The sequence below is a fragment of the Methylotuvimicrobium sp. KM1 genome, assembly GCF_044788715.1.
Lineage (GTDB): Bacteria > Pseudomonadota > Gammaproteobacteria > Methylococcales > Methylomonadaceae > Methylotuvimicrobium.
On sequence record NZ_CP173170.1, the window covers coordinates 3,998,246 to 4,018,591 of the forward strand.

Here is a 20,346-nt window from a genome sequence, read left to right on the forward strand (position 1 = left end):
TTCGAACATAACAATCACTTGGTTTGTTCGAATCAATGACGTCTGGTATATAAATAACGGATATTCGACCAGTTAATTCTTGACCGTCGCCTTGGGGTCGATATTTGACTATCGAGTTGTTATATCTCAGAGGTTACCCCTATCACCGACAATTCCCCGCTTTCCGGAACCCGGCCGCTCGAGCCTCGGCTTCGCTAGAAAACTCGATGATGTTTCTTGGCTTCATCGCGTCATAGCTCGGGCAGCCGGCCGGCAAATGGTAAACCTTGCTGTTCCGGTTGCCACGAATGACGCCGCTTACAACCTGTTTGCGTTCCGGCGATGCCGGATGACTCACTGGAATCGGTGTGTAAATACCGTCGGCGGTGTTTTTGTGGCCAAGCGCCCATTGGCGCTCACCAGTCACGAACGGGTTGTTGTGACCCATGCGGGCGGCAATACGTCTATCCCGCTCTCTTTCCCAATCGCTGACCGGGTATTGCTTGTCCCACGCCATCAATAACTGTTGCTGTTGCCGCGACATTCGCATGTTGTAGCGATCGTGCATGTAGAAATAGATACGCGCGATCTGGCCTTTGACTTCATCCCTGGGTTCGGCGGTTCTGCCTTTGAAATCGACTTTGAAATCGCAAGCGCCGTGCTGCTTGGGCGTTGACGGCAACATGCCGAAGTTATAATTCGAGCGTAAGCGCCCAACGCCACCATCTAAAAATTCCTCGCAGCCACTGTTATCCTCAGAATTTTTCCATGAGGAGAGCGCATGGCATTATCGGAGAGACAGAAACACCATCTTGAAGCCTGGCAAGCCAGTGGGCTGACCAAGTCAGCGTATTGCCGTCAGGCTGGTTTGAACTACAAAACCTTTACCCGCTGGTGCCGATTGGCTCGGCAGGCGGCGGACGCAGATGCGCCTGCATTGATACCGGTCCGGTTGCAACCGGAGCCGACGGTCTCGGGTTCGATGTCGTTGCGTTGGCCGCAAGGCCACGTTTTGGAAATCCCGGGCAGCGTATCGCCGCATTGGCTGGGGGAGTTGCTGCAATGTCTGGCTTGATTGAGAGTCCGGCGCAGATCTGGCTGGCGGTTGAGTCGGTCGACCTAAGGCGGGGCATCGATGGTTTGTCGTCGATTGTGCAGCAGCAGTTAGGTCATGCGCCATGCGCCGGGGCAGCGTTTATTTTTCGCAATCGTGCCGGTAATCGTTTGAAATTGTTGCTGTGGGACGGCAATGGCGTCTGGCTGTGTCAGCGGCGTCTGCATCGAGGCTCGTTTACCTGGCCCAAGGTCGGCGAGACCGTATTTGCTCTGAGTCAGACACAGTGGCAATGGTTGATTGCCGGTGTCGATTGGCAGCGCTTATCGGCGTCATCGTCAGCCGATTGGCAAGTCTAAAAGGCCTGAAAAAACACGTAAAAAAATCGTAGAAACCCAGTTGAATCAAGTGCTTCAGAGGGATTTATAGGGTATAATAAGCCCCATGAATCCACTGGCTGAACTCGATCAATTGAACCTGGAGCCCGCCGCGAAAAACCAGGTCGCGGCGTTGCTGCAGGCGCTACTTGATCAAGCCGCTCAGGATGCCAAAACCATTGAGGCTAAAGAAGCTGACATCCAGGCCAAGGACCTCAAAATCGGTGCCCTGACCTACGAATTGGCCTATTACAAGCGTATCCGCTTCAGCACCAAGAGCGAAGCGCTGGCGCCGCTGCAACGCGACGTGTTCGAGGAAACCTGGAACACCGACCTTTCGGCCATCGAAGCCGAAGTCGAGCAGCTACAGGATGACAGCCCATGCGAAACGGTCACTCGACCCAAACGCCCCCGTGCCGGTCGCCAACCTTTACCGCCTCACTTGCCCCGCATCGAACACCGTCACGAACCCGAGTCCTGCACCTGTGGGAAGTGTGGAAAAGACTTGGTCAAGATCGGCGAAGACGTCACCGAACAACTGGACGTTGAACCGGCCAAATTCTTTGTCCACCGTCATATCCGTCCACAATATGCCTGTCGGACTTGCGAAACCATCACGGCGGCGCCGATTTCCCCGGCAGTGATCGATGGCGGCATGGCAGCGGTCGGCTTGCTGACCTGGGTGCTGATCGGCAAATTCCTCGATCACTTGCCGCTGTACCGACTGGAACAGATCGCCGCCCGCAGCGGCGTGATTCTGTCCCGCTCGACCCTGGCCGATTGGGTCGGACGCCTCGGTGTCGCCCTGGAGCCCTTGGCCGATCGTTTAACCTGGCACTTATTGCAACGCGACAGCTTGCACGCCGACGAAACGCCGGTCCCGCAACTCGATCCCGGTAGCGGCAAAACCAAAAAAGCCTACCTGTGGGCCTACCGCAGTAATGACTTGCAACCCGGACCCAAGATCATCGTCTTCGACTACCAAGCCGGTCGCAGTGGCCGGCATGCGCAGAACTTTCTACAAGACTGGCACGGTCACCTGCTGGTTGACGACTACGGCGGCTACAAAGCCCTGTTTGCGACGGCGCGTGCGAATCCCGAATCGTCCTGCCTACTCGAACCGTGCGTCGAACTGGCATGCTGGGCACATGCGCGCCGGAAATTCTTCGATCTGTATCAGGCCAATCAGAGCCCGATCGCACAGGAGGCGTTAAACCGTATCGCGGTCTTGTATGCGGTCGAAGCCGACGTGCGGGACCTAACTCACCAGGAACGTCAAGCCCTTCGGGCCGAGAAAAGCCAACCGGCACTCACGGACTTACACGACTGGTTGCAACAAACCCGCCTGCGCAGTGCGCCGAATACCGCAACCGCCAAAGCCATCGATTACACATTGAAACGCTGGCCGGCCCTAACGCGTTACGCCGAAACCGGCGACTTGCCCATCGACAACAATCCCGTCGAGAACAGCATTCGTCCCATTGCCCTGGGCAAAAAGAATTGGCTGTTTGCAGGCTCGGAACGCGCCGGCCAACGGGCTGCCGTCATTCAAACTCTGCTCGGCACCGCCAAGCTCAATGGTCTTGATCCTGCTGCTTGGTTACACGAAACCCTGGAAAAACTCCCCACTTGGCCCAACAGCCGCATCGACGAACTGTTGCCGTTTGTTAACGTCGATTAATTTCTGCAGGTGAAACTGGAGTCGTGGTACCGCTACGCGCTTACTGGAGAGTGGTAAAGAAAAGTAGAAGACCGATGAATTTGGCTGTATTGATCAATGCGATTACCCGTTATTCGAAAAAAAGAGCAATCGTACAGGACAATGATGTGTTGTTCTAATTAGTGTTTGAATGAAAATTAATTAATCTCATATTCATCAATAGGTTATAATGATTTTCCAACACGAAGATGTGTTGCCCTGACCCCGGTTTTGTCTTATTTCCAGCGAAAATCGGCCCGTAACCGCCTAAAAGCCAAAATCTTCATCCCTCGAATTCGCATGCGCACCGTCATTCAGCCTCAACTCAAATTCGGTGAAACCGATATTGCCGCCATTGTCATTGATCCTAAATCACGTGATGACATTCCCCAACTACTGCGTGGACTGCAATACATTTATACCGAGGTCAGCTTGCGTCAGCGGATATTTGCCATTCTGGAAGAGGTCATGCCCGAACGGGCAGGCGGAAAAGGCAAAGCCAGCAATAAAACCGGGCGACCCGGTATGGAGCAGTGGAAGATACTGGTGTTGGGCGTACTGCGGTTAGGGCTTGATGTGGATTACGACCGGATTCAAGAGTTGGCCAACCAACACAAGACGATCCGGCAGATGCTGGGGCATAGCGACTGGCTGGACGAACACCGTTATGAATTGCCAACCATCCGGGACAACGTCAGTTTGTTCACGCCCGAGATTCTGGATCGCATCAACCAGGAAGTGGTGCATGCGGGACACCAGGCGTTAAAAAAAACGCCGAAGAAAGCCTGAAGACCCGCGCTGATTCCTTTGTGGTCAAAACCCACGTGCATTTTCCCACCGACACCAACTTGCTGTGGGATGCCATCCGCAAAACGTTGCACACCTGCGCCGCACTCTGCGACGCCCTGAATTTGACCGAATGGCGCCAAAGCGCCTATCACTTGCGTTGTTTCAAGAAAAGTTACCGGCTGATTCAAAAGCTCAAGCATTCCACCTCGCAAGATGAAGCCAAACGTCAGGCCAAGCAAGAGCAAATCGAAGCCGCTTATCAGACCTACCTCGACCAAGCCCAAGTCTATGTGCAACGGGCATACGCCACTCGGCAGCGCCTGAACCAAGCGCATGGCATATCGGCAGCGATGTTGGCAGATCTCGATGCCTACCTGGCGCATGCCGAGCGGCAGATCGACCAGATTCGTCGTCGGGTCCTGCAAGGTGAAACCATTCCGCATGCCGAGAAAGTCTTTTCCATTTTTCAACCCCATACCGAATGGATCAGTAAAGGCAAGGCCGGCGTACCGGTCGAGTTGGGATTGAGGGTGGCTATCGTCGAAGATCAACACCGTTTTATCCTGCACCATCAGGTCATGGCAAAAACCACGGACGATCAAATCGCCGTGACCTTGGTCGAACAAACCCAAACCCGCTTTCCCGCGGCAAAAGCCATGAGCTTTGATAAGGGCTTTCACAGCCCAAGGAATCAAGCAGAGCTCAAACAACGCCTGGATAACGTGATATTGCCGAAAAAAGGCCGGCTATCGGAAGCCGACAAAGCCCGCGAATCCGCCCCGGAGTTTGTCCGCCTGCGCCGCCAACATTCAGCGGTTGAATCGGCGATCAATGCGCTGGGCGTTCATGGGTTGAACAAATGCCCCGATCATGGCATGGATGGTTTCAAGCGCTACGTGGCCCTCGCCATCGTGGCACGCAATATTCAGCGTTTGGGCGCCATGCTCCGCGAGCAAGAACAACAAGAAGCCGCTCGACGACGAGGCCCTTACAAAAAAGCGGCCTAAAGGCACGACTGGTGGCGGAAAAAAGGACGAAACACGGGAAAGGTGCGGCCAAAATTCGCCCGGAATAGCGGATTTGCACCATTGAGCACCACCAAAAGAGGAAATTGACTGACCTGCGCCGAAAAATGGCTGGAGTTAGGCTCAGTGAGTTGGCAGAATCATGAAAAAAAGCGAGTTTTCTTTCAGGCACTATTTAAGGCGCCTTAACGTTAAGTATAAACGTTTTTTCTCACTGGTTGATTCAAAGCGACGATAGTGAGGAGGGGATCGTTAATTTAGTCTGAGCAGGTTTAGGTGTCGGGTATAGAAAGTACACACAACAAGTCTGCAATTCTCAACGGTAGACCGTATCGCTTAACGACTTATCGAATCAAAGAAATCTAACAACGTATCATTAATACCCGGCCACTGCGCATGGAGTTTATCGCCTTCGCAATACCAAGTCTTTACGCCATTAGCGCAGCCAGAATAAGCCATGCAACCATTTTCAATTTGTTCAGGTATCGGCTCACATTTATTACATGCCGCCCACCAACCTGAAGACTGTACACCATACTTTGGAAACAAGTGGTCATTCGTGCTATGCATAATCATGACAGGGATAGGCTCCGGACACTTGCGATCACGTAAATCCTGATAATCGATACCGGCGGCACTGGGTGCAATCGCATGGGGGATATGTTTGGTTCCAGCCATAAACGCTAACGCCATCGCGGCAGTTCCACCGTCAGAATGCCCGGTAAGAAAGATACGCTGTTCGTCAACACACCATTTTTTGGCAATCAAGCCCGGAATAGTACCGAGTTCGATGGTTGAGGTAGGTGATAACTCGGGATGATCTGCATAAGCGACTATAAATCCGGCCGTCGTCGCTTTTAGCGTAAGTCCGGTCAATTTCTCGGTCTTTGCCCGATTTGATTTTGCCGGTGAATAAACCATCAGCAATGGATGAGCAATTGTGGGATCATAATTCAACGGCGTGCGTATATTGTATTTAATGCCTTCACCTGTTGATTCGCCATTATCCGCACCTGGATCACCCGGACGTGTACCGACTTCGCAGCGCGACTGAACCTTTTCGTTTTTATAAGACGTGTTGCCCATCTGCGAAAACTCGTCATTATCTTCGCTAAAAAAGATTAACAGCGTTATCAAGATAGGCATAAAAAACAGCAATATAAACACGCTATTGCGAAAAGTCAAAACGGTTTTAAATTTATCGAAATAGGTTTTAAACATCGGATGGCCCCGCTACAGGTTTATTGGCTGCGCGTTTCATTAAATAAAAAACTGCTGCTATAAAGACAAAGATTAATAGCGATTTTAATGGTAAATTGTCTGAGTATTCTTCTTCGAGACCTACTGAAAACGGTATGTGGCTATCAATGCTCTTGTCTTTAAGCACAATCGCGACATGGGCCAGATAGTTACCTGCACCGAATTTACTGAAATCGACCACGCCATTGACCGTACCGGATTTTATTTTTGTCGGTTCCTTATAGAAAATCCGGGTTCCTTCCGGTTCTTTGGTGACTTCAAACTCGACGGTTAAATTGCGCAGGCCTTTGCCGTCATAATCGAACACCAGATTAGTCATTCCCAGATGAGGAATCGACTGACAATACTCTTTGGTGGTAAATGTTGGAGTATAGGCGGTAAAGTGTACCCGTTCATGACCCACCAGAATATTGCAGGCATCGACTTCATCATTTGCCCCCCTGTGTGCATAAACGACTGATGGTAAAGTAATGGTCAATAATCCAAATAGAGCTATAGCACGGCAAGCATGAGCTATCGTATTGAATAATGCTGGTAACGGAAAATTCTTTTTCATCTTCAAAACCTCTTTTGTATTTTGTTGAAGGCAGAATTATCAATTCATCTTCACTCATTCAACCGATATAGTTTAAAGTAAACAGCATCTTATCAGTATAATTGAGGCCGGATGAATTGGCGTCAATACCTATAGCGGTAATAAAACGGTTCATGCAATTCATGATGGCGCAGATACAGACGGAATCAAAATACGCATGTTCATCCCAACCCGCATCGAAGATTTTTTGAGCGTCTGCATAGGTAACTTGCTTAGGCGACAGGGTGAGTTTTTTAATTAAGCGAAGTATCGGTTTTAGCTTGTTATCGATTTTTGCGCTGTGAATACTCGTTTTTAAAGCTGCAAATACGGATTCGTCAAGACCTGAGGCTAATGAAGCGGCTTTATGGTATTCATAGCTCAGGCTGCATTGGTTCAGATATGACGTGTAAGCAAACAGTAATTGGCGCGTTTCCTTGCTGAAAGGTGATTGATTTCTCATGATTTCTTCCATGACCTTAAATAGTAATACCCGGCGACGCGGATATTTTTCCAGCATGTCGGATAAGGAATTAATGTCTGGGTTTGGTGGCAGGTATAACATCGTAGCCCCTGATGATAACATTATAAAATCGGCAATCGGCTGCTATACATAGCCCAATTGCCAGGGGATTAAAAATCGAAACTTTCAACTTCCGCGATCAAAAATAACGGCGCACCGCCTGTTGAAATATCAACGGCATGTTGTGCGGTTTCCTGTCCGCCCGGTGAATTTAAACAGGCTTCCAAATCCTGCATTGACGGAAAATAAACTTCGGCAATGCGATGGAAAGGCATTTGTTCCTGGCCGATGCTGGACTTGATCAGCGACGCAACAAAGCGGGTTTTTCCAGCCAGTTTTTCTACCGCCATCGGCACATGCTCCTCTGCATAGCGTTGTTCAAATCTATCGACATCGGCAGGTGTTGGGTACATCACAATCAATTTTGCATTTTTCATGGTTTTTCATTTTCATAGGATTCGTTTATGGTGATGTAATCCTATTCTCTGCTCATAAGTCTTGTAAAATACTAACTTTCTATGGAAGAATAGGTTTTGGCTATATAAGTTCGAGGAAGACACTATGGAAATGCACCAAATCCGTTATTTTTTAGCGGTTTGCGATCACGGCAGTTTTACCCGTGCCGCGCAATTCAGCTATATTTCCCAGCCATCTTTAACGCAATCCATTAAAAAACTGGAAGATGAATTAGGCGGGGAATTGTTCATCCGCGACCGTTCCGGCTGTTTGCTGACTTCGCTCGGCCGCTTGGTGGAGCCTAACTTTCGTAAGATATACAAGGAAACAGTCACGACTAAGGCCGATGCCCTTCGTTTTACCAAGTTGAACAATATCCCGTTGCGGATAGGCCTGATGGCAACGATAGGCGCACAACGTTTAAGCCCGATTTTTGCCCATTACAAGCATGAGTTTCCCAATATTGAATTTGAATTGATTATCGACTGTGAAACTTTATTATTGCAGCAACTGGAATCGGATTTGCTGGATTTGGTGATTAGCGCCCCTGTGCAATTGCTGGGTTCGCCCTATCAATCCACCTTGCTGTATACCGAAAAGTACGTAGTTGCGTTTAACAACAAGCATCGCTTTAATCACTTGAGCAAAATCGACCTCAAGGAAATCCAGTCCGAGCCTTATTTGGATCGGTTGAACTGCGAACTTAGGGATACTCTGCGGGCAATCTGCCAGGACCAGGAAGTCAACCTCTACGCCGCGTACCGTAGCAATAGCGAGGACTGGATCGTCAACTTGGTGCGCGCTGGCATGGGGGTTGCGTTGATGCCGGAGTACAGCCTGCCTGCAAACGCCGATGACGTGCGATGCCGTTATTTGAGCAATCCGGAAATCAGCCGCCAGATATATGCGATTTATTATCCGAAGAATGAGAAATATACTGAAATTAAGAACTTACTTACAGTTTTAATCCATAGGTAAATCCTATGTTTTCATAGGTAATTAGTCTTTTACAAACGCGCCTGATTTCTTGTAATATTATTTCAGACACATCAATAAAAAGCTTGCGCTCATTAGCTTACCTTCCTAAAGCCAAAAAAATAATTATGTGTCAACCTTATAGCTATATGATAAGGCTATGGAAAGCAGTATAAATACCAAATATTGTAACTACTCTCCCCATAAAATAAATCAAAAAAAGCTTGACAGGTTTTTAGCGTCTAAAAAGCGAAATTATGCAGCCCTGATTTAATTGCAGCCTTATTGGCAGCTCAGTGCGCGCAGCGTGGATTTCGCGCTTTGCAAGGAGTTTAGCCTCAAAAATTCGGTTTACAGCGCTTATGCGCGGCCAGCGGAGGCCGAAAAAACCCATGATAGGATGAGTTTGTCGCAAACTTACCCTATCAACGTGGATGGCCAACCTCGATAAAGCCTCGGTTCGAACTGAAGTCAGTCGCTTAAAAGCGGACTTCGAGAAGCTGTGTGCCGAAGGCAAAATCACCTGTGAAAGCCAGGCTATCATGACTAGCTTGTTCCTGGTGGTTGAGTTGATACTGGCCATTTTTCTGGAACGCACCACGAAGAAGGATACGACCAATTCCAGCAAGCCTTCGTCGCAAACCGGCAAAGATGAATCGGCTTTAGGGCGGACTGGCAGTAACGGTAAAGGCAAAGCCGATAACAAGGCTACTGCGCAAAATAGGCGTACCGTGGAAACGGTGACGCTGTCCAAGGTCCAGACCTGTGCTGTCTGCGGCGAAGATTTGACCGACGTTCCGTGTGTTCACGTTGAAAGGCGTACCCAGATCGATATCGTGTTCGAGAAAGTCGTCGAGCATGTCGATGCCGAGATTAAGCAATGCCCAACCTGCGAGGCCACGGTCAAAGGCCGGTTTCCCGCCGCTCTGCACGGGCCTTTGCAATATGGCGATGGCTTAAAAGCCTTTGTGGTCAATTTACTGGTGTGCCAAATGGTGGCACTGAATCGGGTTCAGAAGCTGCTGGCATCGATAATGGATGAAGTGATTGCCGAGGCCACCTTGCTGAAATTCGTACTGCGCGTGCATCAGGCTTTGGAAACCTGGGAAGCGCAGGCCGTCGAACACATTCTGAAAGCGCCCGTGATGCATGTGGATGAAACCTCGCTGCGGGTGGATCGGAAAAATCACTGGATACACGTCTATTCAGCCGGCGACATCACGCTCAAATTTTTGCATCGAAAGCGAGGCAAGGAAGCCATCGAGTCGATTAATCTGATTCCGCGCTATGGCGGTGCCATCATCCATGATTGTTGGTCATCGTATTTCGCCTATCAACACTGCGGGCATGGCTTGTGTGGCTCACACTTGCTGCGCGAGCTCACTTTTATGGTGAATGCGCATGGCTATCGCTGGGCAAAAAACATGAAACGCCTGTTGCAGGAAACCTGCGTCACCGTCTCAAAAAGCGCCGACAAGAAACTGACAGTCATAGAACTGGTCAACCTGCAAAAGCGCTACCGGGCCATCCTGACCCGCGGCGAAAAGGAGCTGCCCGTTATTCCGCCGAAACCCAGTGGCAAACGCGGCAAGCTGGCCAAATCCGATGCGCACAACTTGTGGGAGCGCTTCAAGACTCATGAAGCCGCCATACTGCTATTTGCCAAAGAACCGCATGTGGCTTTTACCAATAATCGTGCCGAGCAGGATTTACGCATGGCCAAAGTCAAACAAAAGGTCTCCGGCTGCTTTCGTGCCGAAGAGTATGCCCATGCCTATTGCCGAATATCCAGCTACCTGCAAACTATGGCCAACCGAGGCTATAATCCGCTCATCGCGATTCAAATGGCTCTTGCTGGGAACGCGGCTATAGGGCGCGAGTAGTTACCAAATATTTTGATCTGATTGACTGACTAGGCTTTTCTCAACTTCTTACTCTAAATAAGGTAATTTACGGCGAGACAGGATGTCTGTATCTGAGGTGGAACATAATGAATGATGTGAAAAAAAATCTTGTTAGCGCTAGGCCTGCTTTTTTTACTGGCTCAATTGATCACTGTCTTTCTGGTTGGGACAAAAGGAATTTGGGCTGGATTTTGACTTTTAATGCGCATAACGGGAAATTTAGCCCAAAATGATACTGAATATTCAAAGATGCAGTTGTCCACTGTGTTGGTTGAGCAAACTGGGCCTCATTGCCTTGGGATTCGCATCTCGCATAAACCAAACGTGCTATTGACTTAATGCTATTTATCGACTTATTCCGTACCAAACGGAACAGAAAGGCCAATGCAAAATTTATGAGAACACGCGAATTCGATACCCGACAAGCCATCGCCAGCGCCATGGAAGTATTTTGGAGGAAGGGTTACAAGGGCGCATCGATGACTGAACTTTTGGCTGCTATGGGCATCGGCAAGGGCAGCTTTTATGCGGCTTTTGGCAGTAAACACGAACTCTACCTGCAAGCGCTTAGGCATTTCCGCGACACTGGCATGTTGTTCAAACATTTAAAGGCCTTGCCAGAAGCAAATTTTGCCTACGAATCATTAAGGAAGTTATTCGACCAATTGATTGAGCGAACCATTAACGAACAAAAAACCTGCATGCTAGGTAAAGCAGTGTTGGAGTTTCGAGGTCAAGACCCCCAAGTTGCGGAAATCGTCAATATGGGGATATCACAATTAGAAAATGTTATTCTCGAAATCCTGTCAAAAGCGCAAGCCACAGGTGAAATATCTAAAGGCCGCGATCTACAGGTATTGTCCTCCTACTTAACCGCTGCTTTTTATGGAATCCAGGTGCTGGGAGTTGCCAAGCCTTGCCGGGAAAATCTTGAACAAGTAGGGGCTATCGCGTTGTCGATTGTTTTTCCAAACCAATAATCATTATTTTAATGATCCCGGCCATATTTTTTTATTATTTATGTACCAATCAGTACATAATTTTCAAGGCTCTATATGGATTTCGAGGGCTTTTTGAGTAAGACAACTAAAAGTGATGACAACAAGCGTTTACCGCGCCTTTTGAGGTTGTAGACGAACTCAAAGAAGGCCAGATATAGAGGTAGTTTGTCCTGTGAAAGTCCCCGATGGGGACGAAGCCACGAGCGCAGCAATGACCACAAGCCCTCGATGGTGTTGACGTGAACCTCATGGAAGCCGTCACCATCCTCGTCGCGGGCATACTCGCTCGCCGAATGGTTGACAGTCTTGTGGCCGTAGCCCCAATCTGTCAGACGGCTATAGATGGCGTATTCGTCGGTATGGATCAGCGTTCCTTCCGCAACAGTCTGTATAATCAATGGTTTGATGGTTTCCTGCTGTACGTTGTCGAGCATCCGGATGATGGCTTCACCCGAGCGCTGGATCATGCCGAAGATGGGCGGTTTTTCCGTAGCTTTGGTGCCACGCCCGCGCGCCCCTTTCAAGCGACGGCGGCGTGGTTTTCGCCCGGCGCCGGCGACCTTCTCGGGCTGGCCTTTGTGCCCGGCAACTACGTAGGTCTCGTCGCATTCAACCACACCCGATAGCGTCACTGGCTCTTTTTTTGGGCAATGCCATTACGCAGGCACTCCGTCATGGCCTGCACGTCGTCCTTGTTCAGATCCAGTTCCTGCGCAATCTGCACATTGGACAGGTTCAGCCCCATGAAATACAGGCACAGCACCCACGTCGATAACGGCTGGTGGTGACCGGACAGTACGGTTCCCGTCAAGTCGTCAAAGCGCCGCCCGCAGGCCTTGCATTCATAGCGCTGTAAATGCCGCTCCGACCCGGCAAAGCCGCGCCGAATCGTGTCGCTACTATCGCAATGCGGACAGGTAACGCCCTCTTGCCAGCGTAACTGGCGAATAGTCTCGTAGCATTGTGCTTCGCTGACCAAGTGTTTGATTGATAAGATGGTTGGTTGCATCTAACTATTTTACCGTAAGACCTCAGAATCCATATAGAGCCATTTTCAATCGTATTAGGGAGGTGATTTTTAGCTTAAAACTAACTAATTTTTTAATTCAATTTCAACTTTACCAAGGAGAACAACATGTCTTTTTTACTTTCTAGTCCAGGCACGACTAATCTACCAGACGTTTTTCAAAAATATCCTAAAAGGGGTATTATGATTTTGCACCTCATCGACGACATCATGCGAGAAGAATCGCCTTTGACGGACGGCGAGCATGAACTCATTTTCACTTATATATCCGGCTTAAATTCCTGCAGTTTTTGTTTTCATTCTCATGTGCCTGCAGCCACCGCTTACGGAATTGATGAATCGATATTCGGTGACATGAAGATTAACCTTGATTCGCCTAAAGTCGATAAAAAACTACAGCCGATATTGAGCTACGCCAAAAAACTTACACTAACGCCTACGCAAGTCACCAAAGCAGATGTCGATGCAATTTATGCTGAGGGATGGAATGAACAAGCCTTTTTTGATGTGGTGTGCATCTGCTGCGTGGTCAATTTTATGAACCGATTCGTCAATGGGGTTGGTGTCGATGTCGATCCGGAAACCGCGCATCAAACCGGGGCTTCAGTTTTGCCTACAATCGGCTATTCCGGTTGGGCGGCAAACTTGGAAAAATCGCTTGCTTCATAGTTGTGCTTCGCAGTTCAGTAATTGGCAGGGAACGCTTCCGTTATCCCTTTCTACCGCGCTGAGGATCGTAACTTGAGACAGGAATAACCCGATAAGCGTGATTCAGGGTTGAATCGCACTTATCGGGGATAGAGCATCTTTTTGATATTCGAACGAGAAGAGCACAGTTAGAAAGCGGTGAGTGTAACGAAGGGCTAGTCGTTATTTATGTAGGCGGAGGGATCTAAGGCGCGGATTCAACAATCTTTGTTAACTGTTGCGAACCAGTTGAGCGCTAAAAATGTCCCATCGGTATTTGTTAAGGACGAAGCATGTCAGAATTTTGTTTAATTAATCGGTTCGTAATTACTTAACTCAGTTTTTTTACTCAAACTTTATAACCAGTTACCAAAAGGTTGCACGATAACCTTTTCACCAGCTTCCACTCGGGTTTGATCAGCTGCCAAGATTATGAAGCAGTTGGCTTGCGACATGGAAAGTAAAATACCAGAACCTTGCTCACCGGTCTTGCATACTGTCAACCCGCCATCAGACGCCTGGCTCAAAATGCCGCGCTGATACTCTACTCTTCCCGCTCGTTTTGTTAAAAGCAAACTGTTCATCGCTTGTAAAATTAAAGGCGGACGAACGATTTCGCCACTTAAATGCTGTAGTGCCGGATGCACAAACTGGTTAAAACTTACCATCATCGCCACTGGGTTACCTGGCAAACCAAAAAACAATGCTTGTTCTAGACAGCCAAAGGTTAATGGTCGTCCTGGCTTCATTGCCACCTTCCAAAAAACAATTTCGCCTAATTCGTTCAACACTTGACGTATATAATCTGCCTCTCCGACCGAAACTCCGCCGCTACTAATAATGACATCATGGTTTTTCGCAGCTACTTGCAATGTATTGTGTAGTTGTATTTGGTCGTCACCAACCACGCCTAAATCAGTTATATTGCAATGCAAGCGGCTCAACATCCCAAACAGGACATTTCGATTACTATCGTATATCTGTCCAAGCTGTAAGGCTTCTCCTATTGGCTGCAATTCATCACCTGTGGAAAAAAAGGCTATCCGCAAGCGCGGCATTACAGCAACATTATTGATGCCTAAGGAAGACAACACCCCTAAATCTGCCGCCGTTAACCGTCGACCACATGTCAACACTGTTTGTCCTAATCGAATATCCTCACCAACGAATCGAATATTTTCTACTAGCCTAGTACGGCCATCAATTCTAATACTTGCTGCGCCGAGCATTTCGACATGCTCCTGCGGGATCACCGTATTGCAACCGGCAGGAATCACTGCTCCTGTCATTATGCGGACACACTCGCCACTTGTGCATCTCCCAAGAAATGGATGACCGGCAAAACTATTCCCAACTACCTTTAATGTGACAGTCCCATTCCGAGGTATATCATCGGCACACAAGGCAAACCCATCCATCGCCGAATTATCATAAGGAGGAACATTCATTTCAGCAATAATATCTTCAGCCAACACACGATCAATGGATTGTCGCAAAGACAACCGTTCTTGCTTCGTAATAGCGAAGGGTTTTATGCAATCTATTATAAATTGCTGCGCAACATCAACAGTTATTGCTGTCGGATCATGCTCGTCAGCGCAACTTGGTTTGCTTAGATGAAGTCTTCCGCTATCTATCTTATTAGGCATAACACCCCGAAACTATGATGTTTTTTCACTGTTGCCGATACACTTCTGATTTGTTTCATATTGCTGATATGATTTATCATATTACTTTTTGCTAAAGTTACTACCATAGCCTGAAAAGAATAGATAAATGACCTCGATGGCGTTGATTAAGCCAACGTCCACCCAAAACTTCAACACTCTGCTTACGTTGGTTATTGTTAATAGTTTGTGTTTTTTTTAAATCGCAATACAAGTGTGTTGTCTTACTACTGATTAATTTTCTGCAATTTTCTATTGACGCATGTTAAAAAGACCCTCATCACCTTTTCGCTACTTAACAAAAGAGTCGAAATTAACGTACTTCTTTTGGAGGTAAGAAAACGCCTGGGCAACAAGCACCCAAAACCAATACACGCGCATCAAATGTATTGGTATTATTGATGATGAAGGTCTGTAAGCTGTTTACACTATTTAATAGCATTTATTTCAACAAACAGGATGGACGGTTAGCTCCACCAGTGTAACCATTAGCAATCAATTACAGCCATCACCGCTTGAGGGGGCTAAGTTTATATGACCGGTAAATATTGCCAGTTGCATAGTTGCTGATGGAGCTAACCGTCACCCCTGTTTAACGTAATTTTTTTCAAAGCAGGTTCTTGTTATATCAATTCAATTGATGTGCCCAAAAGGCACAAAAAATCGACAATCTATTTATACCGCCGAAGCCACAGCGAATGCAGTTGATCTCCTTCGGAACCTAAGTTTTATATTTCTTAGGCACAACCGAATCCAGCTCTTCAGGAACAATCGCACCATTGCTGATTCGGTAAGCAGAATGGGGCACTATTTTTTCTCCAACCGGAAAACCTGCGCTGCTTTCTCTGGCAAAAGGTAGCACGACGGTTTTTCGACATCCTCCCAGGAGACAGCAAAGCCATCCAAAGCACTGTTTTTATAACGGGGTGAAGAGATTATTGCTAGCGTCCTTTCGGCAAGAACATTGTCAAGGGATTCAGATGTTGAAATAACGCCTGCTTTTCTATCAGGTATATTTTCCTTCATTATTTCAATAGCTTGATTTATGGATATCACTTTTTTACCCAGCGTTTTTCTTCATCATGTCCGCCACCCCACAGCATAGGGAAAGCATGCAAAAGTCCAGGGAAAAGTGCTTCCAAACTTTCCTGCGCACCTTTGGAACTTCCTGGTAAATTAATGATTAATGTTTTGTCGCATATGCCAGCCAGTTCGCGTGACAACATTGCATAAGGTGTGCGTTCTTTACCATGGCGGCGTATAGTCTCAGCCAGACCGGGTGCTTCTTTTTCGATGACTTTGGCCGTTGCTTCCGGAGTTATGTCTCTAGGGCCAAAACCCGTTCCACCGGTTGTAATAACCAGATCAAAATGTTCATCTACTAGTTGCCGCAAGCGATTTGATATTTGGTCTGAATCATCGGGTAAAATTTCATAGACCGTAACCGATAGGTCTTTATCTTCCAAAAATATTTTGATGATTTTTCCGGATGTATCTTCGCGGTTTCCGGCATATGTTGAATCAGAAATAACAAGAACAGCCGATTTTAATGGTTCGGCAAAATATTCTTTAAAACTGCTTTTGCCTCCCTTTTTCTTAACCAGTTTTACATCGGAAAAAGAGATGTTTTCATCTAACGGTTTAAGCATATCATAGACGTTTAACAGCGCGCCCGTAACTGCAGCCATAGCTTCCATTTCAACACCGGTTTTCCAGATTGCTTTTACTTCCGCTGAAATTTTTATGGTGTCTTTGCCGATATCAAAACTTATACCCACCCAATCCAAAGGAAGAGTATGACAAAACACAATCCAGGCAGCAGCATTTTTCGCAGCGGTTATGCCTGCTGCCCGTGCAACCTGTAAAACATCTCCTTTGGGAACAGTTTTTTCAGTCACCCGTTTTATTGTTTCCGAATTAGCCGTTAAAATTCCTTCGGCTTTCGCATATCTTAATGTGCTGAATTTTGGACTAATATCGATCATTTTGTATTTTTAAACTATTATTTTGTTTTTGCATTTAATTGAATAAATTACCAGAAAAATTACATTTTCAACTGACCTTGCATTTTCCGATAAAAATGTTCTTAAAAGTTATTCCTGAACCCAGTGCACAGATTTATCTTCCATGATTTCTTTTTTCCAGATGGGAACTTTGTGTTTAATACCTTCAACAATCTGTTTCATCGCTTTAATACTTTCTTTACGATGCCCGGAAGAGCAAAAAACAAAAAGAGATAATTCTCCGGTTTTTACCAATCCGGTACTATGGTATATGTGCAGACAATTTAACGGCCATTGTTCAAAAGCTTCTTCACGAATTTTTGAAAACGCCTGGTTGGCCATGTCTTCATAAGCCGAGTATTCAATCCCGGCCACATGTTTCCCCACTTTTTCATCAGCACGTACCTGACCGAGAAAAATAGAATGGGCGCCTATATCATGTTTAGAGCTATGTTTTGCTATCTGCTCACCGATAAAAACCGGATCGATAGCTCCCTGGATAAAATAATTTCTGGCGTTCATGGTTCTATTTTTTTTCCTCTTTCAACCAGGCTACCAAACCGCCTGTAAGATTAAATACATTTTTAAGTGTTTGATGATTTGGCAGCATTCTAATTGCCCGGATGCTGTTGATTCCGTGGTCACAATAAAAAACAACCTGGCAATCGTTTTTCAATATGTTATGAATATTAGCCTGCAAATTATTTAGCGGGATGCGAATAGCATTCGGCAATTCCTCTTGGAATTCGGGTATCGAACGAACATCAATCAATTGTATTTTTTCGTTGTTTTGTAATTTTTTGTGCAGATCAACAGCGCTGATTTCATTTATTTTTTGCTGACTTGAACTGCAAAAACTTTCATAATCAAATGACTCAAAATCCGGGGCATTTTGCAAAGCCTGCTGCACAGCCTGTTCGTTTCGTTGAATGGAAAACAGCATTGTTTGATTGCTCAATGCATCGAACATCAAAACTTTTCCTGATAAAACTTCGCCTACTCCGCAGATCATTTTTATAACTTCGTTTGCCTGCAAATTACCGATAATTCCCGGAAGAACGCCAATGACACCATTTTGCGAACAATCTGGTGCTGTTTCGGGTGCCGGGGGGTTGGGAAACAGGCAGCGATAAGTTGGGCATTTATTGCCTTGATTATCTGTAAAATTTAATACACTCAACTGTCCCTGAAAGCGGTCTATTGATCCTGAAACAAAAGGTTTATCCAGGTAAACACAAAAATCGTTAATCAAATAACGGGTTGGAAAGTTGTCTGTAGCATCAACAACGACATCATATTGGGAAATCAAATCGACAGCATTTTCCGGAGACAATCTTTGAGTGTATGCCTTTAAAACAATATTGGGATTGAGATCCTTTAAACGATTTACTGCGGCTTCGGCTTTGAATTCTCCAACCTGTGAAAAGCCATACAACACCTGGCGATGCAAATTAGAAACCGCAACTTTATCGGGATCTACAATACCAACCCTGCCGACACCGGCTCCAGATAGATACATTAAAGTAGGGCAGCCCAATCCGCCTGCACCGATGACCAGTACTTTTGCTTTTTTTAAAGCCTGTTGTCCTGTTTTGCCAATCTGAGGTAAAATCAAGTGGCGGTGATAATACTGAATTTCCTCTTTATTTAGGTTCATGGTTGCCTTTAAAAAATCAGCCCCCAGCAAAGGGGGGCATAACTGCGACCGAATCGTTATCAAAAAGAAGGTAATTGTCTTCAACCATTTGCTGATTTACAGCCATTCTATACGTATAGTCTTTTAAATTCGGATAATTTGTGATTAACTTGCTTTTCAAGTCAGTCATATTGCCTGTGTCTTGAATCGTCAACATGTTTTTCCCCACCACATCACTCAGAACACCAAAAAAAATCACATTAACCTGCATAGTTTTTCCTTACGTTTTAATGGAAACGGGTTATGTTTCTCTGTTTAAATAAAATTTATAGCTTTTACTCTTATATCAATCCGGCTACCAGTGCGATCGTCAGGTGTGGCAAAAGAAATGAAACCAACAGCAAGCGCAACTGCCAGCGGTAATAGTGTTCTCAAGTCACCAATGGAGCCAGACCATTCCGAAAATAAAAATCTATTTTTAAGTTTTTCCATCATCCACCTATCTGTGCCATTGAAAGATGATTTTTTGAAAAATGAATTATTTGCTGCGTACGCTGTTCCGATTCAAATCCGTCTTTTGCCCTTTTGGACACGGCATCTCTAATTGCCGTTTTTATTTCCTGATCACTTTTTCCTGAGCGCAGCATGTCTTTTAAATTTACGTCGCCATGATCATAGAGACAGGTTTTGAATGTGCCGTCGGGAGTGAGCCTTAAACGGCTGCATGTTGAACAGAATGTTCTGGAATGACCGGCGATGATGCCGACTTTTCCCCTAAATCCAGGGATTTCAAAAATCCGGGCAGTTGAACACATTTTAAGATGTTCGATCATTTCAGGAAAAGAATTCTGCAAAGTTTTGATAATTTCTTCTGCAGAAAGTGTATCGTTTGAAAAGTGCCCGCCGTTAAAAGGCATTTGTTCAATAAAGCGGACTTCAACTTTATTACTTTTGGCCAACATAGCAAAGTCAACAATTTCATTGTCATTGACGCCTTTGAGAACCACCATGTTCAATTTAACGTTCAGATCCGTTAGCAGAATTTTATCAATGCTATTCCACACCCGTTCAAAATCATCACGTCGGGTAATTTTATAAAAAACGTCTCGCTTTAACGAATCAAGACTGATGTTAATACTGCCTGATTTTATTTTTTGAAACAATGGAATAGTATCTTCTAAAAAATAGGCATTCGTTGTTAAATTGATTGTTTCCAGTTTTTCATATTGATTTATTCTGATTAAAAAATCAGGCAGGCCTTTACGCACAAAAGGCTCACCACCGGTAATGCGCACTTTGGTTACACCTAAATCCAAAAATAGTCCAAGCAGGTGTTCCATTTCCTGAAAACGCAGAATATCATCACGTGCTTTAAGATCAATTCCCTCCTTTGGCATACAATAAGTACAACGGAAATTGCAACGGTCGGTAACAGCAAGCCGCAGATAATTTAAATGACGCCCCTGGGAATCAATCAGAAGGGAAGCTGTTGAATTTTTTTGGTGTGTAGTATGTAAATAATCCACGCTTATTTTACTCCTTTTCAAGTTCGAGAAGCTTTGCTGTTTCTTGCAAAACCCTATCGAGGCCATGAACCCAACAATCATATTTAAATCGTCTGCAAGCTCGAAGTTAATTTAAATAGTGCGCTAAGATATACAAAACGTTTTTACTGATTTTTTATTTAATAAGGACAAAAAAATCATTAGC

The 20,346-nt window shown here is 46.2% G+C and carries 22 protein-coding genes and 2 pseudogenes; 9 read left to right on the top strand and 15 right to left on the bottom strand.

Annotation, left to right across the window (positions count from 1 at the left end; all coding sequences use genetic code 11):
• Nucleotides 1-142: 142 nt before the first annotated feature.
• A pseudogene (locus tag ACINK7_RS17150) lies at nt 143-694 on the bottom strand (endonuclease I family protein); the annotation flags it as partial.
• Between the two features lie 66 nt (nt 695-760).
• Here ACINK7_RS17150 and tnpA point away from each other — a divergent pair.
• From tnpA to ACINK7_RS17170, 4 genes are all read left to right on the top strand, one after another.
• Nucleotides 761-1,054: an IS66 family insertion sequence element accessory protein TnpA gene (tnpA, locus tag ACINK7_RS17155; protein ID WP_404357136.1), complete on the top strand. Its 294-nt coding sequence runs from the start codon at nt 761-763 to the stop codon at nt 1,052-1,054.
• Nucleotides 1,042-1,392 (top strand): IS66 family insertion sequence element accessory protein TnpB, encoded by a 351-nt coding sequence (gene tnpB / locus ACINK7_RS17160; RefSeq protein ID WP_404357137.1) that lies wholly within the window; start codon nt 1,042-1,044, stop codon nt 1,390-1,392. The genes tnpA and tnpB overlap by 13 nt, the downstream gene beginning before the upstream one ends.
• Nucleotides 1,393-1,477: 85 nt before the next feature.
• Nucleotides 1,478-3,091, top strand: coding sequence for an IS66 family transposase (tnpC, locus tag ACINK7_RS17165; RefSeq protein WP_404357139.1), 1,614 nt, complete (start codon nt 1,478-1,480; stop codon nt 3,089-3,091).
• Nucleotides 3,092-3,409: 318 nt separating this feature from the next.
• Nucleotides 3,410-4,905, top strand: a protein-coding gene (locus ACINK7_RS17170; RefSeq protein WP_156830573.1) for an ISNCY family transposase whose coding sequence is annotated in 2 segments (ribosomal slippage) — nt 3,410-3,887 and nt 3,887-4,905 — 1,497 coding nt in all. Because the reading frame shifts where the segments join, the coding sequence is not laid out codon by codon here.
• Nucleotides 4,906-5,259: 354 nt separating this feature from the next.
• Here ACINK7_RS17170 and ACINK7_RS17175 read toward each other — a convergent pair.
• From ACINK7_RS17175 to ACINK7_RS17190, 4 genes are all read right to left on the bottom strand, one after another.
• Nucleotides 5,260-6,144 (bottom strand): PHB depolymerase family esterase, encoded by an 885-nt coding sequence (locus ACINK7_RS17175; RefSeq protein WP_020160993.1) that lies wholly within the window; start codon nt 6,142-6,144, stop codon nt 5,260-5,262.
• On the bottom strand, nt 6,137-6,739 hold the full coding sequence (locus ACINK7_RS17180; RefSeq protein WP_404357142.1) for a hypothetical protein: 603 nt from the start codon (nt 6,737-6,739) through the stop codon (nt 6,137-6,139). The genes ACINK7_RS17175 and ACINK7_RS17180 overlap by 8 nt, the downstream gene beginning before the upstream one ends.
• Before the next feature lie 58 nt (nt 6,740-6,797).
• A complete protein-coding gene (locus tag ACINK7_RS17185) occupies nt 6,798-7,322 on the bottom strand; it encodes a carboxymuconolactone decarboxylase family protein (protein ID WP_020160995.1) in 525 nt (174 codons plus the stop codon).
• A 68-nt stretch (nt 7,323-7,390) separates the two neighbouring features.
• The gene (locus ACINK7_RS17190) at nt 7,391-7,717 is read right to left on the bottom strand and encodes an EthD family reductase (RefSeq protein ID WP_020160996.1); all 327 of its coding nucleotides are present in this window, start codon (nt 7,715-7,717) and stop codon (nt 7,391-7,393) included.
• 124 nt (nt 7,718-7,841) lie between these two features.
• Here ACINK7_RS17190 and ACINK7_RS17195 point away from each other — a divergent pair, with 124 nt between their 5' ends.
• The 4 genes from ACINK7_RS17195 (at nt 7,842) to ACINK7_RS17210 (ending at nt 11,595) form a co-directional block, all read left to right on the top strand.
• Nucleotides 7,842-8,714: a LysR family transcriptional regulator gene (locus ACINK7_RS17195; RefSeq protein WP_020160997.1), complete on the top strand. Its 873-nt coding sequence runs from the start codon at nt 7,842-7,844 to the stop codon at nt 8,712-8,714.
• Nucleotides 8,715-9,145: 431 nt separating this feature from the next.
• Nucleotides 9,146-10,594 carry an IS66 family transposase gene (gene tnpC, locus ACINK7_RS17200; RefSeq protein WP_404357144.1) on the top strand — a complete coding sequence of 483 codons (1,449 nt, stop codon included), beginning with the start codon at nt 9,146-9,148 and terminating at the stop codon, nt 10,592-10,594.
• Between the two features lie 107 nt (nt 10,595-10,701).
• Entirely contained in the window at nt 10,702-10,848 is a 147-nt protein-coding gene (locus tag ACINK7_RS17205; protein WP_404357146.1) for a hypothetical protein, read from the top strand.
• A gap of 105 nt (nt 10,849-10,953) precedes the next feature.
• Nucleotides 10,954-11,595 carry a TetR/AcrR family transcriptional regulator gene (locus ACINK7_RS17210; protein WP_036254059.1) on the top strand — a complete coding sequence of 214 codons (642 nt, stop codon included), beginning with the start codon at nt 10,954-10,956 and terminating at the stop codon, nt 11,593-11,595.
• A gap of 71 nt (nt 11,596-11,666) precedes the next feature.
• On the opposite strand, the gene ACINK7_RS17215 is transcribed toward ACINK7_RS17210, so the two are convergent.
• Together ACINK7_RS17215 and ACINK7_RS17220 are read right to left on the bottom strand one after the other, a co-directional pair.
• Nucleotides 11,667-12,248, bottom strand: a complete 582-nt coding sequence (locus ACINK7_RS17215) for an IS1595 family transposase (RefSeq protein WP_404357147.1) — start codon at nt 12,246-12,248, stop codon at nt 11,667-11,669.
• A pseudogene (locus tag ACINK7_RS17220) lies at nt 12,245-12,529 on the bottom strand (transposase); the annotation flags it as partial. The pseudogene ACINK7_RS17220 and the gene ACINK7_RS17215, both read right to left, overlap by 4 nt.
• A gap of 297 nt (nt 12,530-12,826) precedes the next feature.
• Here ACINK7_RS17220 and ACINK7_RS17225 point away from each other — a divergent pair.
• A complete protein-coding gene (locus tag ACINK7_RS17225) occupies nt 12,827-13,312 on the top strand; it encodes a carboxymuconolactone decarboxylase family protein (RefSeq protein ID WP_404357149.1) in 486 nt (161 codons plus the stop codon).
• Between the two features lie 374 nt (nt 13,313-13,686).
• On the opposite strand, the gene glp is transcribed toward ACINK7_RS17225, so the two are convergent.
• The 8 genes from glp to moaA form a co-directional block, all read right to left on the bottom strand.
• Nucleotides 13,687-14,979, bottom strand: a complete 1,293-nt coding sequence (glp, locus tag ACINK7_RS17230; RefSeq protein ID WP_404357151.1) for a gephyrin-like molybdotransferase Glp — start codon at nt 14,977-14,979, stop codon at nt 13,687-13,689.
• An 825-nt stretch (nt 14,980-15,804) separates the two neighbouring features.
• Nucleotides 15,805-16,053: a hypothetical protein gene (locus ACINK7_RS17235; protein WP_125219511.1), complete on the bottom strand. Its 249-nt coding sequence runs from the start codon at nt 16,051-16,053 to the stop codon at nt 15,805-15,807.
• The gene (gene moaCB, locus ACINK7_RS17240; protein WP_404357152.1) at nt 16,050-16,982 is read right to left on the bottom strand and encodes a bifunctional molybdenum cofactor biosynthesis protein MoaC/MoaB; all 933 of its coding nucleotides are present in this window, start codon (nt 16,980-16,982) and stop codon (nt 16,050-16,052) included. The genes ACINK7_RS17235 and moaCB overlap by 4 nt, the downstream gene beginning before the upstream one ends.
• A gap of 108 nt (nt 16,983-17,090) precedes the next feature.
• Nucleotides 17,091-17,522 carry a molybdenum cofactor biosynthesis protein MoaE gene (locus tag ACINK7_RS17245; protein ID WP_036254064.1) on the bottom strand — a complete coding sequence of 144 codons (432 nt, stop codon included), beginning with the start codon at nt 17,520-17,522 and terminating at the stop codon, nt 17,091-17,093.
• A 4-nt stretch (nt 17,523-17,526) separates the two neighbouring features.
• On the bottom strand, nt 17,527-18,657 hold the full coding sequence (moeB, locus tag ACINK7_RS17250; RefSeq protein ID WP_036254065.1) for a molybdopterin-synthase adenylyltransferase MoeB: 1,131 nt from the start codon (nt 18,655-18,657) through the stop codon (nt 17,527-17,529).
• Nucleotides 18,658-18,673: 16 nt separating this feature from the next.
• Nucleotides 18,674-18,907, bottom strand: a complete 234-nt coding sequence (locus tag ACINK7_RS17255; RefSeq protein ID WP_036254066.1) for a MoaD/ThiS family protein — start codon at nt 18,905-18,907, stop codon at nt 18,674-18,676.
• A 44-nt stretch (nt 18,908-18,951) separates the two neighbouring features.
• Nucleotides 18,952-19,131: a hypothetical protein gene (locus tag ACINK7_RS17260; protein WP_125219514.1), complete on the bottom strand. Its 180-nt coding sequence runs from the start codon at nt 19,129-19,131 to the stop codon at nt 18,952-18,954.
• Entirely contained in the window at nt 19,128-20,162 is a 1,035-nt protein-coding gene (moaA, locus tag ACINK7_RS17265) for a GTP 3',8-cyclase MoaA (RefSeq protein ID WP_066984725.1), read from the bottom strand. The genes ACINK7_RS17260 and moaA overlap by 4 nt, the downstream gene beginning before the upstream one ends.
• Nucleotides 20,163-20,346 lie beyond the last annotated feature (184 nt).